This window comes from Aeromonas sp. FDAARGOS 1404 (assembly GCF_019047085.1).
GTDB lineage: Bacteria > Pseudomonadota > Gammaproteobacteria > Enterobacterales > Aeromonadaceae > Aeromonas > Aeromonas veronii.
On sequence record NZ_CP077237.1, the window covers coordinates 2,780,048 to 2,794,024 of the forward strand.

At 50.0% G+C, this 13,977-nt stretch carries 14 protein-coding genes; 5 read left to right on the top strand and 9 right to left on the bottom strand.

Annotated elements, in window-relative coordinates; translation table 11 throughout:
• Window positions 1–120 precede the first annotated feature (120 nt).
• The 7 genes from dhaM to I6L34_RS12960 all read right to left on the bottom strand — a co-directional run bounded on the left by dhaM (window position 121) and on the right by I6L34_RS12960 (window position 6,592).
• Window positions 121–837: a dihydroxyacetone kinase phosphoryl donor subunit DhaM gene (gene dhaM / locus I6L34_RS12930; RefSeq protein WP_216954807.1), complete on the bottom strand. Its 717-nt coding sequence runs from the start codon at window positions 835–837 to the stop codon at window positions 121–123.
• Window position 838: 1 nt separating this feature from the next.
• A complete protein-coding gene (gene dhaL / locus I6L34_RS12935; protein WP_216954808.1) occupies window positions 839–1,468 on the bottom strand; it encodes a dihydroxyacetone kinase subunit DhaL in 630 nt (209 codons plus the stop codon).
• Window positions 1,469–1,477: 9 nt separating this feature from the next.
• The gene (gene dhaK / locus I6L34_RS12940) at window positions 1,478–2,548 is read right to left on the bottom strand and encodes a dihydroxyacetone kinase subunit DhaK (RefSeq protein ID WP_064341830.1); all 1,071 of its coding nucleotides are present in this window, start codon (window positions 2,546–2,548) and stop codon (window positions 1,478–1,480) included.
• Window positions 2,549–2,786: 238 nt separating this feature from the next.
• A complete protein-coding gene (locus I6L34_RS12945; RefSeq protein WP_005340164.1) occupies window positions 2,787–4,145 on the bottom strand; it encodes an NCS2 family permease in 1,359 nt (452 codons plus the stop codon).
• Window positions 4,146–4,450: 305 nt separating this feature from the next.
• Window positions 4,451–4,663, bottom strand: a complete 213-nt coding sequence (gene cspA, locus I6L34_RS12950; RefSeq protein WP_005316548.1) for an RNA chaperone/antiterminator CspA — start codon at window positions 4,661–4,663, stop codon at window positions 4,451–4,453.
• Between the two features lie 595 nt (window positions 4,664–5,258).
• A complete protein-coding gene (yjbD, locus tag I6L34_RS12955) occupies window positions 5,259–5,543 on the bottom strand; it encodes a DUF3811 domain-containing protein (protein WP_005340165.1) in 285 nt (94 codons plus the stop codon).
• 146 nt (window positions 5,544–5,689) lie between these two features.
• Window positions 5,690–6,592, bottom strand: a complete 903-nt coding sequence (locus tag I6L34_RS12960; protein WP_075116113.1) for a cation diffusion facilitator family transporter — start codon at window positions 6,590–6,592, stop codon at window positions 5,690–5,692.
• Window positions 6,593–7,053: 461 nt separating this feature from the next.
• Between I6L34_RS12960 and I6L34_RS21960 the strand changes: the two genes are divergently transcribed.
• Window positions 7,054–7,179: a hypothetical protein gene (locus tag I6L34_RS21960; protein ID WP_019445191.1), complete on the top strand. Its 126-nt coding sequence runs from the start codon at window positions 7,054–7,056 to the stop codon at window positions 7,177–7,179.
• Window positions 7,180–7,251: 72 nt separating this feature from the next.
• Here the strand turns inward: I6L34_RS21960 and I6L34_RS12965 are convergent, their stop codons facing one another.
• Window positions 7,252–8,007, bottom strand: coding sequence for an ABC transporter substrate-binding protein (locus I6L34_RS12965; RefSeq protein WP_234781296.1), 756 nt, complete (start codon window positions 8,005–8,007; stop codon window positions 7,252–7,254).
• A 780-nt stretch (window positions 8,008–8,787) separates the two neighbouring features.
• On the opposite strand from I6L34_RS12965, the gene I6L34_RS12970 reads away from it, so the two are divergent.
• Together I6L34_RS12970 and I6L34_RS12975 are read left to right on the top strand one after the other, a co-directional pair.
• Window positions 8,788–9,801 (top strand): protein kinase, encoded by a 1,014-nt coding sequence (locus tag I6L34_RS12970; protein WP_216954809.1) that lies wholly within the window; start codon window positions 8,788–8,790, stop codon window positions 9,799–9,801.
• Window positions 9,798–10,994: a hypothetical protein gene (locus I6L34_RS12975; RefSeq protein ID WP_104015817.1), complete on the top strand. Its 1,197-nt coding sequence runs from the start codon at window positions 9,798–9,800 to the stop codon at window positions 10,992–10,994. Before I6L34_RS12970 ends, I6L34_RS12975 begins: the two co-directional genes overlap by 4 nt.
• On the opposite strand, the gene I6L34_RS12980 is transcribed toward I6L34_RS12975, so the two are convergent.
• Window positions 10,986–11,693 carry a hypothetical protein gene (locus tag I6L34_RS12980; RefSeq protein ID WP_216954810.1) on the bottom strand — a complete coding sequence of 236 codons (708 nt, stop codon included), beginning with the start codon at window positions 11,691–11,693 and terminating at the stop codon, window positions 10,986–10,988. The two genes, I6L34_RS12975 and I6L34_RS12980, sit on opposite strands and share 9 nt — an antisense overlap.
• 92 nt (window positions 11,694–11,785) lie before the next feature.
• Here I6L34_RS12980 and I6L34_RS12985 point away from each other — a divergent pair, with 92 nt between their 5' ends.
• The gene (locus I6L34_RS12985) at window positions 11,786–12,529 is read left to right on the top strand and encodes a metallophosphoesterase (RefSeq protein WP_216954811.1); all 744 of its coding nucleotides are present in this window, start codon (window positions 11,786–11,788) and stop codon (window positions 12,527–12,529) included.
• A 73-nt stretch (window positions 12,530–12,602) separates the two neighbouring features.
• Window positions 12,603–13,913: a hypothetical protein gene (locus I6L34_RS12990; RefSeq protein WP_216954812.1), complete on the top strand. Its 1,311-nt coding sequence runs from the start codon at window positions 12,603–12,605 to the stop codon at window positions 13,911–13,913.
• Window positions 13,914–13,977 lie beyond the last annotated feature (64 nt).

The following is a 13,977-nucleotide window of genomic DNA, read 5'->3' on the forward strand; positions in this document are numbered from 1 at the left end:
TCTCTTAAAACTAAAAGGGGCGAAGGGGCGGCAGTGCCGGGGACTCCTTCGTCTTTACTTGCACAACAGTGGCGCAGCGGCTGGCCGATAAGGTCGCTGCCGCGCCTTGAAGCAGGCAGCTCAGTCGCCGAAATGCTCGTCGGCCAGCTGCTGGAAGCAGGCCAGGGCGGCATTGGCATCCTCGCCGCGTGCCAGCAGGGTGAGCGCGTCGCCCTGACGCACGTTGAGCATGGCGAGCCGGGTCAGGCTGCGGGGATTGGCCTCTTTATCCCCCTTTTGCAGCTTGAGTTCGGCGGCAAAGGGCTTGAGGGCGGCCACCAGTCGGGCGGCGGGGCGCACATGCAGGCCGTGGGGGTTATCGACCACCACCTCACAGCGCAGCCAGCCGTCGTCAGCAACAGGGGCCGTCTCGGTGGCGGCCAGCGCTGGGCTGGCAGGCAGCATCGCCTGTTTCGGGCCCAGCGCGCCGAGCGCCTCGGCGGCGACCTCGTCCAGCGTCAGGCCGGAACCGGCCGCCACCACGGCGGCCAGAGTACCTTCGACCAGCGGGGCGGGGCAGAGCCGCACCCTCGCGCTTAACTCGGGGGGCAGCAGTTCGAGGGCGGTTTCGGCACTCAGGAGGGCGCTGCCCAAGTCCATCAGCACCAGCACGCCACTACCGTCATCCGCCTCTTCAATCGCACTCATCACCGCGATGGCATCGGTGCCGATGGGGTGGTCGGGGTCATCGACCCCGGCCGCCAGCAGCAATCGGGCCGGGCTGCCGAGCTGGTCGGCCAGCGCTTTCAAGCCGGCCGCCAGCATGGCGCTGTGAGAGACAACTACGATTCCGATCATGTCACAACCTCGCTCTGTCACGCAGGGCGGTCAGCAGCAGCAGGGTCGAGGTGGCCCCGGCATCCTGATGGCCGATGCTGCGCTCGCCAAGATAGCTGGCGCGCCCCTTGCGGGCCTGCATCTGGATGGTCGCCTCGGTACCGGCTGCGGCGGCTACCACCGCCTTGTCCAGCGCTTCATTGAGCGGCAGCTCTTGCTGCTGCGCCTGTTGCAGGGCCGCCAGTGCCGGCCACCAGGCATCGCACATGGTCTTGTCGCCCGGCTCGGCGCGGCCGCGGGAGACGATCCCCTCCACCCCGTCGCTCAGCATTTTGCACAGCTGACTGAGGCTCAGGCTCTGGCAGGCGTCGGTGCTGGCTGCCGCCCGGATAAAGAAGGTGCCGTAGAGCGGGCCGCTGGCACCGCCGACCGAGGAGAGCAAGGTCATGCCGGTGGTTTTCAGCACCTGACCGATATCCTTGTCCGCCACTGCGGGCAGCTTCTCGGCCACCTTGGCGAAGCCGCGCTGCATATTGAGGCCGTGGTCGCCGTCGCCGATGTCGGTATCCAGCGCGGTGAGGTAGTCACGCTGCTCGGTGAAGATATGCTCGCAGTCGAGCAGCCAGTTGACGATGTGATGCTTGCTTAACATAGGTTCTCCTTAGCAGCCGCGACGCAGGGCGGGGGTGTGAACGGGGGCATCCCACAGGGTCATCAGCTCGTCATCCACCTTGAGCAGGGTGATGGAGATACCGGTCATGTCGAGGGAGGTGCAGTAGGGGCCGATCAGGTTGCGCACCAGATGGATGCCCGCTTCTTCGCACAGGGTTGCGAGGCGACCATAGACGCCATAGAGTTCGGAGATGGGGGTGCCGCCCAGGCTGTTGACCAGCGCGATGACTCGATCGCCCTTGTTGAGCGGTTCGATAAAGGTGTGCTCCTCCTGCCAACTGCCGCTGGTGCGATCCCAATGGCGCAGGGTACGGCCGTAGGGGGTGTTGTCAGCCAGCTCGCTGAACATGTCGTCCACTAGTGTATTGAGGTCGGTGAAGGGGCGGCGCTCGATGCCCGGCTCGCCGTGAATGCCCACGCCGAACTCCATCTCGTTGTCCGCCAGGGTGAAGGAGGGCTTGCCAGCGGCCGGCACGGTGCAGGCATGCATGGCCACGCCTATCGTGCGGCTCTGGTTGTTGATGCGGCGGGCCAGCGCCTCGCAACGTGCCAGATCGTAGCCCGCTTCGGCGGCGGCACCGACCAGCTTCTCGCACAGCACGGTCGTGGCAACGCCACGGCGACCGGCGGTGTAGAGGCTGTCTTTGACCGCCACGTCGTCATCGATCAGGGCGAAGCCCACCTTGACGCCGTCGCCGTGCAGCAGCTCGACCGCGGTCTCGAAGTTGAGCACGTCACCGGTGTAGTTCTTCACCAGAAACAGCACGCCCGCGCCACCATCAACGGCCTGACCGCACTCGTACATCTGATCCGGCGTCGGAGAGGTAAAAATCTCGCCGGGGCAGGCGCCATCCAGCATCCCTTTGCCCACCAGACCGCCGTGCATCGGCTCGTGGCCGCTGCCACCGCCGGAGACCAGCGCCACCTTACCCATCACGGGGGAGTCGGCGCGGGTGATGTAGTGGGGTTCGATACGTACCTTGAGCTCGGGGTGGGCGGCTGCCATCCCCATCAGTTGTTCACGGACCACGGCATCGACGGCATTGATCAGTTTCTTCATGGCTCACTCCTTGGCTTGCCACCGCACGGGTGGGCAAATGGTTGATGGAGCCAGTCTAACGACAGAAAGAGGGATAAAAATGACGGCCTGTTTGGTTCGGATTTGAAACAGCAGAAGGGGAATCGGTGTTTCAATCTGAAACGGCGCAGGGCAAGCGGGCGGGAAACTGTTAGCTGACTCACAGCCATGAAAAAGGGCCCTGCAGGGCCCTTCGCTATAACCGGAATATGCGGACGGGTTAGATGGCCCAGCCACCGGCATAGAAGATCACCAGCGCCAGGGCGATGATGACGGTGCCGACGTTCAGCTTCTTCCACTCGGCAGCGAAGATGCGGCCAACGACCAGCGCCACGAAGCCCAGCATGATGCCGGTCACGATGTTGCAGGTCAGTACGATGAAGACGGCGCACAGCATGCCGGAGAGGGCATCGACCGAGTCGCTGAAGTCCAGCTTGGTGACGTTGCCCAGCATCAGCAGACCGACGTACATCAGGGCTGGTGCGGTGGCGTAAGCCGGTACCAGATAGCTGAGCGGGGAGAGGAAGATCATCAGCAGGAACAGCACGCCGACCAGCGCGGCGGTCAGACCGGTCTTGCCACCGGCCGCGGTGCCTGCGGCGGATTCGATGTAGACGGCAGCCGGAGCACCACCTACGGCGCCTGCCACCATGCTGCTGACGGAGTCGGCAGTCAGGGCCTTGCCGCCGCTGATGATGTGGCCACGTTCGTTGATGAGGCCAGCCTGACCGGCCACGGCACGGATGGTGCCGGTGGCGTCAAACACGGCGGTCATCACCAGTGCCAGTACGGTCGGAATGACCACCGGATTGAGGGCGCCCAGCAGATCCATGCTGCCTACCAGAGAGCCTTTCTCGCCAGTCAGGCTCGGCATGGCGAAGAAGCCCTGCCAGGTCACTTTCGGGTCGAAGATAAGACCGAGGATGGAGATGGCGATAATCACCATCAGGATGCCGCCCGGCACCTTGCGACGCTCCAGACCGAAGATGGCGGCCAGACCCAGCACCGTCATGATGACCGGGAAAGCGGTGACTTCACCCAGTTGCACCGGCAGACCGGCCCCTTCGTTCTTGATCACCATGCCGACGCCGTTGGTGGCGATCAGCAGCAGGAACAGACCGATACCGATGCCGGTGCCGTGAGCGATGCCGGAGGGGAGGTTGTCCAGGATCCACTGGCGCACGCCAGTGACGCTGATCAGGGTAAACAGCACACCCATCAGGAAGATGGCGCCCAGAGCGACCGGAATGCTCAGCCCCTGACCCAGCACCAAGCTGAATGCGGTAAATGCGGTGAGAGAGATGGCGCAACCGATAGCCATCGGCAGTTTGGCCCACAGACCCATCAGCAGGGAGCCGAAGGCAGCGATCAAGCAGGTCGCCACGAAGACGGGACCCTGCTCAAAGCCGGCGGCACCCAGCATGTTCGGCACCACTATGATGCTGTAGACCATCGCCAGAAAGGTGGTCAGCCCCGCGACCAGCTCCTGACGCACGCTGCTGCCGCGCGCAGAAATGGAAAAATAAGAGTCCAGAAAGCCGCCTGTCCCTGTTTGGGCGGCCATATCTTGCTTTGCCATAACTAATCCTGAAAGTGTGAAGGAAATCGTTTGCGTTGGTGGCGCGCAAAATAGCAAGAATTCGCGGCAAATACAGCGGATAACCTGACTTTTTCGTCACTATTTTACATTTTGAGTCCATTCGGAGCTCATTCTAAGACTCAAGCGGTGAGAGCGTGTAAGGGAGGGATCAAGCGGTCGGGGGAGGGGAGACTCAGTGAGGAAAAAGCGGGGAAAAACAAAAAACCCGCCGAAGCGGGTTTTTTTAATTCTTGCAGAGCTGTCAGCAGTTGGCATGAGCCATCAGCAGCATGCTCCGGCTTGAATTACAGACCAACTACGTTGGCAGCAGCCGGGCCTTTCTGGCCTTGCTCGATGGTGAACTCAACGCGCTGACCTTCGTCCAGGGTTTTGAAGCTGGTGGACTGGATAGCGGAGAAGTGTACGAACACGTCTTTGCTGCCGTCAGCCGGGGAGATGAAACCAAAACCTTTCTCAGCGTTGAAGAACTTAACGGTACCAGTCATTTTGTTAGACATAATAATTTCCTTAAATAGTGTTTAATGCCACCTAAATGGCAATTTTTGATTTTTCGTCAGCAATACGTATGGGGAGCACTAAAGAAGGAGAATTATTTGATAAGAATTATCCGAGGATAACGCTTATGCTAATCACTGCTTTACTAAAATGACTGCCTAACATAATCAGGTCTGAACTGCCGAACCATCGAGAAAGATTAAAACACGCTCTCATTTTTAAAGCAAACTTTATCTCAATATTAATGTTTTGTAACAGCCAAAAATATCATTTTTTATAGTAAACATGATGCATTTCAACGGCATAGAAAAATCAACGAGGACTCATATCACCCTGTAGCAAACCGGATTCGGCTTTTTTGTCCTGACTATGTAGCCAGTTCTGGCAAAAAATATGAGAAAAAATGAAAAGCTGGCGATAGATGGGGATTGTCAGTTGGCGTTCTCTCTAACGCGCAATGTAAATCACTTCTTTGCTGCCGCGATTAGCTTCTGAGCTGCAAATCAATGGCGGCGCCAAATCTGGTTCATCGGGCATCGCCCAGACATGCAAACGCCCGCTGGCACCAAGTGCCTGCGGGCGTTTTGCAAGAAGGGATCAGCGCTTGCTGCGAAACTTGTTGCTGACCGAATCAATCCAGCTGAAGGTTTCCGGCAGCACCTGGTTCTTGGCGCGCTCTTTGGCTTTCTCGCGAGCCAGCTTGGAGGCAGCCTTGGCCGCTTCGGCGCGGTCCGCCACAATTTTCAGGCGACCCTCTTCGCGGATCTTGTTCCGCTCCCCGTTGGTCAGCTGGTGGTCTGCATTGGCTTGTGCCTTTTGCAATAACAAGGCTATCTCGGCTTTTTCGGCCTCGGTCAGATCTTTCATTTCCAGCTTTTTCACGGCGTGCTCCTGCGGCAGGGTGGTTAGACACCCTAACACAGTTGTGCCGATCACTTCTTATGCAATCGGCTTTCCGGCAGTAAAAATGCGGGTTTGTGCCAACTTTCCGTTATTTCGCTGCCACTTTCCCGCCTGTTTGCCACATTTCAATTTATGGCGAGCGGTGAGGGCAGCTCTTGTTCCTCCGGTTCGACGTGGATCAGCACGATGGCGTGGGGCAACTGCGCCATGATGGCGTGCTCGATGCGATCACAGATATCGTGGGCTTCTCCGATGCTCATCTCCGGGGGCAGGGTGAGGTGGAAGTCGATATGGCGGCGGCGTCCGGCACGACGGCTGCGCAGATCGTGGAAACCACTGGCGGCAGGGCAGCATTCGGTGATGATGCGGCTGGTCATCGCCAGCTCTTCCGGGCTCATGCTCTGGTCGATCAGCGGCTGGAAGGCCTCGTTGAGCATGCTGATCGCCTCTCTGACAATAAAGATGGCGACCGCAATGGCGACCAGCGGGTCGAGGATGGCGAGGGAGTAGCCGAACAGACCGGCCAGCCAGATCCCGCCAAGACCGACGGCGACACCGGCTGAAGTGAGTACATCCGCCTTGAGATGAAGCGCATCGGCAGCCAGCGCGACCGACTCCTCCTCTCGGGCCACCTTGTAGAGGTAGGCCGAGACACCGCTGTTGACCAGCGCCGAGATCACCATCACCAGCACGCCCCAGCCAATGCTTTCAATCGGGCTGGGGGTGATCAGCTTGTCGACGGCTTCGAAGATGATCCAGCCCGCGGCCAGCAAGATAAGCAGTGCTTCGATGACGCCGGAGACATTTTCAATCTTGTCGTGACCATAGGGGTGGCGTTCATCGGGCGGGAGATCGGACTTTTTCACCGCGAACAGGGCGATCAGGGCCGCCACCAGATCCATGGCGGAGTGGATCGCCTCCGAGATGATACTGACCGAGCCGCTGGCGAAACCGGCCACCATTTTCATGATGATCAGACTGATATTGGAGCAGACCGACACCATGGCGGCTCTGGTTTTTCTGTTCATGTCACAGCTTCCTGAATAAAAACGGATATTTCGGTGCGGCGCGCATTATATCCGGCTGACCGGAAATAACCTATTCGGTGTTGTAACCTGATGTTTTCGGTGATATTGCGAATGCTTATTAAAATGGTGGCCTCTTGCGCGGCAATAAATAATGAGAGGGATTTATATTTATCCGTGAAAATATCTAGCCTACGATGGCTTAATATAAGCGTGACAACATTTAATAATGCGAATTACTCTTTTTTGGTCTTTCCTGTCGAGGTCGTTTGGCCTCCGCGCTCAGGGGGCGGAGACCGGCATTTTTTGGACGAGAATGAGGCTGGATCCGGATGCCGCTGGAGGGTATGCTGGGTCTGGTGATGGTCTTGCACCATCCCACCAAGCGTACTGAAGTTGATGATTCGGATGGCATGCTGGCTCCCATGAGGAACCAACTGTCTGGGTAACATTTTTGGAGTTTGATGATGAGTAACAAAGAACATCACAACGGCAAAGATGCCAAGAAAAAACCGCAGATGTCACTGAAAGAGAAACGCGAAGCCAAACGTCAGAAAGCAGAACTGAAAAACGGCAGCGCAATGAAGTAACGCTCCCCTACTGCTGTTCCTTCGGAGCCAGTACAAAGCCAGCCCTTACCGGCTGGCTTTTATGTTTGTGGCTCACGGCGTAGCGCCGTAAGCCGCGAAAATCTGGTGATAACGACCATCCTGACGCATCGCCTCAAGGCGCTCATCAAACAGATTGCGGGCATCGGCCGTTCGGAAGGCAAAGTGATAGACGGTGGGCGGGAAGAGGTCTGCTTGCCTGACCTGATTGCGCTCGTAGTGCTCGCCTGCCTGGGCGGTGGCAATCAGCTGGTCGAGGTAGTAGTAGAACACCCGCTCCTCCAGTACCACTGCATCCACCCGGCCGCGCATCAGCTGATGTACCTGCACCTGCTGCTTGGCTACCTCCTCATAGTGGGGATTCTGGTTGGCCATGGTGGCGAACGCGCCCCCCAGAATGATCCTTGCCCGTTGAAAGGCGGTGACCCGTTTTGAATGCAGGTCGTCCAGAGTACTGATGTGGGTGCTGCGCAGGGTGAAGATCCGGTTATGGAAGGTGATAACGGGCTGGGTCAGAACGTGAGGATCAACCATACCGGGTCTGACGTTGATGATGGCATCCAGCTTTCCTGACTCGAACAGGCGGAAGGTACGCTCCAGCGGCAGAAATTCAAAGCTGGGCTCATAGCCGCTGCCTGCGAACGCCGCTTTCAGCAGATCCAGCTCGATGCCACGTTGATTACTTTCGATGACATAAGGGGGGATGGCAAAGCTGACCCCGACCTTGAGTGGCGTTGCCTGCAATTGGCCGGAGAGCATGCTGGTCAGCAGTAGCAATAAAGGGGTGAGCAGTTTCATTACACTTTTCACAAAGCGTTCCTGTGGAGAATATCCATCACTGTAGGGGAGGCAACCAAAAAGCGTTATATCCCTTTCGGGCTGAGAGGTTCAGCCTGAGTGCATAAAAAAAGACCCTGAGTTATCAGGGCCTTTTCAATATTCTGTTCTTAGAAGGGAAGGGCAGGAACATTTCAGTGTAACTGCCACTGTGTGTGTGAGTTGGTTGAGTACAAGCCAAGTAACCACAAGTTCTATCCACCTTGCTATCTCACCCACACGTCCTTAAATCGCATTAAACCTATCATTAATGCAGTTCGTGTCAACATCTCATGCATTTACGATAAAAAAGTTTACACAATTTTTCGAACGTCTTTCTCTGCGTATAGAGGACATACTACACCAGTTCTGATGTCTCGGGGCTGTGAAGTTGCAATCCTTAACGGCAACTACCCCTCCCTCAACTGCATGCCACCCGATCTCTTGGTCTGCTACCAGGTGTGGGTCGAAGATACTGAACTGAACCGAATAGCAAGTGAACGCATGAGAGAACGTCAGTGGAGCGCGGAATGACCTATGACTGTGTGGGTTGGAAAGTAACAGACTGCCGCTTGGTTTAACCCTACCGTGCAACAGCCGCTGTAATCACCCTACTACACGTCTTCACCATCAGGTTTACATCAGAATGAAGTCATGGGCTGCTGGATTGGTACATGCTATCAGAGCTTTGTCGCCCATGGGGGAAAGCAATGACAGTTCAAACAATAGTCAAGGGAAAAGATGAGTCCAGATGTTAGTTCTAATTGAATCTTGATGAAGATCAAAACCTGGAAACAGATATATATATTTTTTTACGAAAATATTGTAGTAGATCTTTTTCTATTCAGCCTTGCGAGAGATTTGCTAATGCTAGAAGGAAATCAAGAGTCCATCGAATTGATAAGGGCCTTATACCCAAATTTCGAAATAACGGGTGTACCTAAGGCATCTGGTCAAAGGGCTGTATACTTTGGTATTTTTACTGGTCGTTCAGATATTGAACCTGAAAATTGTGATAAGTGGGGAGAGGTTGTTCTTAAAATGTCGAGTGTGACATCAAGAACAACTATCTCATACATGGAAAAAGAAGTTGAGGTTCTTAATCAAATCCGAAGTCCATCATTTCCTCGATTATTTTTTCATGAAGCAATCACTCTCCACCCAGAAACTGAGGAACCACTGAATCCGATTAAGTTTGTGAGTATAGAGCAAAGAATGAATGCTCAGCCATTAACGAATTTAATGAGTGGCTATAATAATGAGCCAGCAGTTATCTCATTTTTAGAAAAAATACTTATTGCAATGGATTGCTTATGGGGCCATCCACAAAAATTAGTACATAGGGACTTAAAACCAGACAACATTTTAGTTAAAGATGATGGTTCTCTTGTCATTATAGATCTTGGTCTATTACGGCAAGAAGGTTCTGCTGGCGTAACGTATAGCTTCTGTGATTTTGGCCCCTGTACGCCTGCCTATGCGAGCCCTGAGCAAGCTAAAAATGCAAAGAGAGATATCTCATTCAAGAGTGATCTCTTTTCTATCGGCATTATTTGTTACCAGATGCTAACTGGACAGCACCCATTTATGGTTTCTGATGGCACAAACTATAATGATGAAATATTAGAGCGAGTATGCAGCCACACTCCTGATGCTTTACATACAAAGGGTATTGATAGAGATTTATCAAATATAATTGAAAAAATGATGAGCAAGGAGCCATATCTGAGATATCGTGTTCCAAGTAAAATCATCAATGAATTGAATGCAATTAAGGAGCGGATATGAGTTTACGTTTATTTCATCAATCTGGACACTGCGCTAACTGGAATAGAGATTCTTTCGAAACAGATCATATTGGCGATGGTATCATTTTCAGTCCAGTTCATGAAGCATGTACAACTGTTTCAGAATATAATAAAAATCTTAAGTCGGCTTCATTGTTTGATCCACAGTTCTATTTGCCTAGTTCTCAAAAGCAGAAGTTACAAACATACAGTTTTTTCCCAAATACTATTATGGGGGAAAAGGGCTTTTCAACAATTGACTTTATGGCTGTCTCTTACGAGGCGGCAAAACGATGTGTTGAATTCCAGTTGGAGAATGATTTTTTAGAAATCATCATTCCAGCAAGATTTTATGAGTATTTTGATGATAAATATATAGACGGTCAATCTCAGCAGTTTGTACATCCATTTCTTGAAGAGATAAAGAAGCAAGATCCACTTGGTAGCAAAAAGGTTTTACTAACCGTGCCAATGACCGCTTCAATGGTGAACAGCAATGAGTATAGAAATAAAGTTCTCAACTGGATTACAAGTTACCCTGAAATTGATGGTGTCTATATGTTCTGCCAGCATGACAGGAGTACAAAGCAAATAAATGATCTGACGTTTCTGACTCAGTACATGGATGTTATTAAGGCATCATGTGATGCTGACTTAGAGGTTCTGGTTGGGTATTCAAATACTGAATCATTACTATATTCATTGGCTGGTGAAATAAGTCTAACTGTTGGCGCATTTGAGAACACTAGAATGTTTTCTTTAGACAAGTTCATTGTGACCGATGGGGATAGAAGAGGGCCTAAAGCCAGAATTTACCTGCCTAAATTATTGAACTGGATTAACTTCGATGAAGCCAAAATCTTAAAAAATCGATACCCTGTCATCTGGGATAAAATATATACTGCAACAGATGAGTCTGATGCCGCATTTAAACAAACCAAAGATCCTACATTCAACTCCCCTATTTTGTATAAACACTATTTTAAAGTGTTCAGCAGCCAAATTGATACACTTTCATCTTTGAACACTCAGGGACGGTATAACCAGCTCAATGCATGGATTGATGAAGCTATAGATCTACATGATGAAATCATTAGCGATGCATTCAAGCTTGACAAGCATGGTAATGGAGAGCATTTGAATACTTGGAGTAATGCAATTCGTATATTCGCACAATCCAATGGTTTAGTTTAATAAGGATTGCGCAATCATCGCATTAGCTTTCCAGTAGGCGATTTCAGAAAAGTGCGTTTCTTCAACAGGGGAGAAATGCACTAAGTAATCACCTTCTATAGAGATGGTTGCCAATCCAACATTATAACGTTTAAATTCATCAATATTTTTTATTGCGGGGTTTGCATGCTTTTTGTCAAGTACAACCCAACTTTCATTAGCAAAAGTTTTATAACGACTCGCTTGCCAAAGAGCTCGCTTCCAATCTTTCAGCTTTGCTTCTACGGCCTTTATTGTATCTACAATATTCTCAGGCTCTTTTACTTTTACATAGATACCATTTTCTTTTTGTTTGCAGTAACCTGCATCAACAAATTCTTTGATCGCTTTTTTCGATAATGAGATAGATGCGCCTGAAATTTTAGAAATGTGCTCGGCATCAAAGTTGGTTTTTAATGGCAACTGTTTGAGTGTGTATGCCCAAGAAGGTGTGATCTGCCCCAAATTTAAGGCTGCTTTCCTTCTCTTATACTCGAAGATGATTGCATCAGCTATGCCAAAACCACAGTCGAACTCTCTTTCAAAACCGATATTTTTCTTAAATTGCTTTCTCACAAGAGATTGCAAGCTGTTTACAAGAGCAAACTCTGAGTCGAACGCATCTTGCGAGCTATCAACGTTCGCCAATGAAGCTGATTTTATTGTAATTAGAGGACTCATATTCAACTCTTGCTCTTTATCATATACAATAAAACATTATAGAGTATTATGTTTAAGTATTCCATATTTTTTTGGTGGCTGCAATGAGTGGAATGAATATTATAACTCACAAGATACTCAAGAAAAATAATCTGGGGACAGATTATTTTATTGGTGACTTACATGGGCAAATTACTTCTTTGAAGCGCATTCTGTCTGTGGTGAACTTTGATCCTGATATTGATAGGGTAATTTGCACGGGCGATTTAGTTGATCGTGGGGCATGTTCACTAGAGTGTTTGAGGTTAACGGCGCAAGGTTGGTTCTATTCTGTTGTAGGTAACCATGAGGAATTCATTCTGGATGAAGATAATTCATCACCATATAAACGCTCTATTTGGGAAAGAAACGGTGGGGGGTGGTGGTTCTCACTTACAGATGAGGAGCGCCAGGAGTGTCGAGCCCTTATCGTGAACAATATGAGCTTCACTTTATCAGTAGAGCTTGAAGATTATCATATTGGGGTTATTCACTCAGAGGTTCCAATGAAGACATGGCCAATCTGTGACTCTGTTTTAAATGAATATCGGCGTGAGATCCTGTGGGGGCGAAGTGTCATTTCATCTGAGGAAGAAAACTCCATATCAGGAGTTGACCTTATTATTTCTGGACATACCCCTGTGGACTACCCCCGATTTGTCGGGAATCAACTATTTCTAGATACCGGTTCTGGTTACTCTCCAAGTGAGCGCATTAATAACCCACATCTCACAGCTTGTAAAATTAAAAAAGGAGTGTTTGATTTCATACATGGCACAGCGTTCACATGTACCACTTCACAAATTATTGTGACCTAAAAATAATATATTTATTACGCTATAATTTTTTAATTAATAGTTTCATTTGTGGGTAGATATGGCAAGAATCCTGATGACTCGCGCCCTTGATGACAACGGCCATATCGTTGATGTCAAAGACGTTGTGAGTGGAAAAGCATGCAATTGCACATGCATAGGTTGTCAGGGCGCTGTCTGGGCTATGAAAGGGCAAGTTAAAGCCCATTATTTTGCTCATGAGCCTAATTCAATCGAGCAGAATTCCTGTACCTGGAGGCCAGAAACCGAAATACATATCTTGGCTAAAGAGGTTTTAGCAACGGATAGGCAGTTGATACTGCCGATTGGAACTATAAACCCAATCCATAAAAACATAGTTTTTGATGAGATGGTATGTGAGGTTTATGAGGGCCGAGTTATCCCGGATGTAATTGGGTTCATCGATGGAGAGAAGGTTCTCATCGAAGTTGCAGTTACGCACTTTTGTGGTCGAGAAAAAATTAAAGAATTAAAAATGGTGAATGCAACCTGCGTTGAACTTGACCTTAGTCTATTTCGTGTGAAAGGAGAGATAATCTCAAAAGAAGAGATTAGAGATTATCTTAAAAAATGCCCTAAAAAATGGGTGTCTGTGGCTCCTATTGGCAACTTCTCCGAAATGATGTACTCCCATAATAGGCAGCAGTTATTATCTTTACAGCATCAGTATTCATCATTGAGTTCAAAACATGATGCAGAGGTTAAAAGGCTTAATGCAGAATACAACGCGATAAAAAATACGAGTCAATCTGAGCTAAGTGATATGCAGCGAGTAATTCAACAGTCTCGGCATGCAGAAGGCAAGGCTAACGCAATTCTGAGAAGATGGGAGAGAGTATTAAAAGAAAAAGAGTTGTCTATTTTAGAGGCACAGGAAAAAATAATCCTATTGGAAGATCAATACAGAAGCTTTGAAATGGAATTGAAAGACCGTCTCTATCATATACAAGATGAAGTTGATCAAAAGCAAGACTTACTACGCGATCTTCTCAATTTAGATGAACTTAAGGCTGAGTTTTATTCACAGGTTGATGATATAAATAGAACCATTAAAGCCAAAGAGGCTCAGCTTGATGCTAATGAAGTCGAAATACGTAGGCGTTCAGCTTCCTTAGATCTAATACAGAAAAATTTAAATGATAGCCTCATCTCACTACAAGCACGAGAAGATGCCTTAACAGAAAAATCCAAAGACTTGGCAAGCATCGTGGATATTAAATCAAGAGAGCTGGCTAAAGTAATGTTTGAGCAGTTGTTGAAAGAAAAATCAAATGAGATAAAAGCACTAGAGGAAAAAGAAAGGAAAGCAAAAAAAGATATTGATGATTTAAGGCGAAAATATAGTTCATATATCAAAATTCCATGATTTTCAAATACTGATTGTGTAGGTGTGGTTCTCACCTGAAAACCATTTTTTATCTAACCATTGA

What these genes read in the sequence shown, in the direction of transcription:
- dhaM (WP_216954807.1), bottom strand. Translation starts at nt 837, where the DNA reads ATGATCGGAATCGTAGTTGTCTCTCACAGCGCCATGCTGGCGGCCGGC.
- dhaL (WP_216954808.1), bottom strand. Translation starts at nt 1,468, where the DNA reads ATGTTAAGCAAGCATCACATCGTCAACTGGCTGCTCGACTGCGAGCAT.
- dhaK (WP_064341830.1), bottom strand. Translation starts at nt 2,548, where the DNA reads ATGAAGAAACTGATCAATGCCGTCGATGCCGTGGTCCGTGAACAACTG.
- I6L34_RS12945 (WP_005340164.1), bottom strand. Translation starts at nt 4,145, where the DNA reads ATGGCAAAGCAAGATATGGCCGCCCAAACAGGGACAGGCGGCTTTCTG.
- cspA (WP_005316548.1), bottom strand. Translation starts at nt 4,663, where the DNA reads ATGTCTAACAAAATGACTGGTACCGTTAAGTTCTTCAACGCTGAGAAA.
- I6L34_RS12960 (WP_075116113.1), bottom strand. Translation starts at nt 6,592, where the DNA reads ATGAACAGAAAAACCAGAGCCGCCATGGTGTCGGTCTGCTCCAATATC.
- I6L34_RS21960 (WP_019445191.1), top strand. Translation starts at nt 7,054, where the DNA reads ATGATGAGTAACAAAGAACATCACAACGGCAAAGATGCCAAGAAAAAA.
- I6L34_RS12970 (WP_216954809.1), top strand. Translation starts at nt 8,788, where the DNA reads ATGAAGATCAAAACCTGGAAACAGATATATATATTTTTTTACGAAAAT.
- I6L34_RS12975 (WP_104015817.1), top strand. Translation starts at nt 9,798, where the DNA reads ATGAGTTTACGTTTATTTCATCAATCTGGACACTGCGCTAACTGGAAT.
- I6L34_RS12980 (WP_216954810.1), bottom strand. Translation starts at nt 11,693, where the DNA reads ATGAGTCCTCTAATTACAATAAAATCAGCTTCATTGGCGAACGTTGAT.
- I6L34_RS12985 (WP_216954811.1), top strand. Translation starts at nt 11,786, where the DNA reads ATGAATATTATAACTCACAAGATACTCAAGAAAAATAATCTGGGGACA.
- I6L34_RS12990 (WP_216954812.1), top strand. Translation starts at nt 12,603, where the DNA reads ATGACTCGCGCCCTTGATGACAACGGCCATATCGTTGATGTCAAAGAC.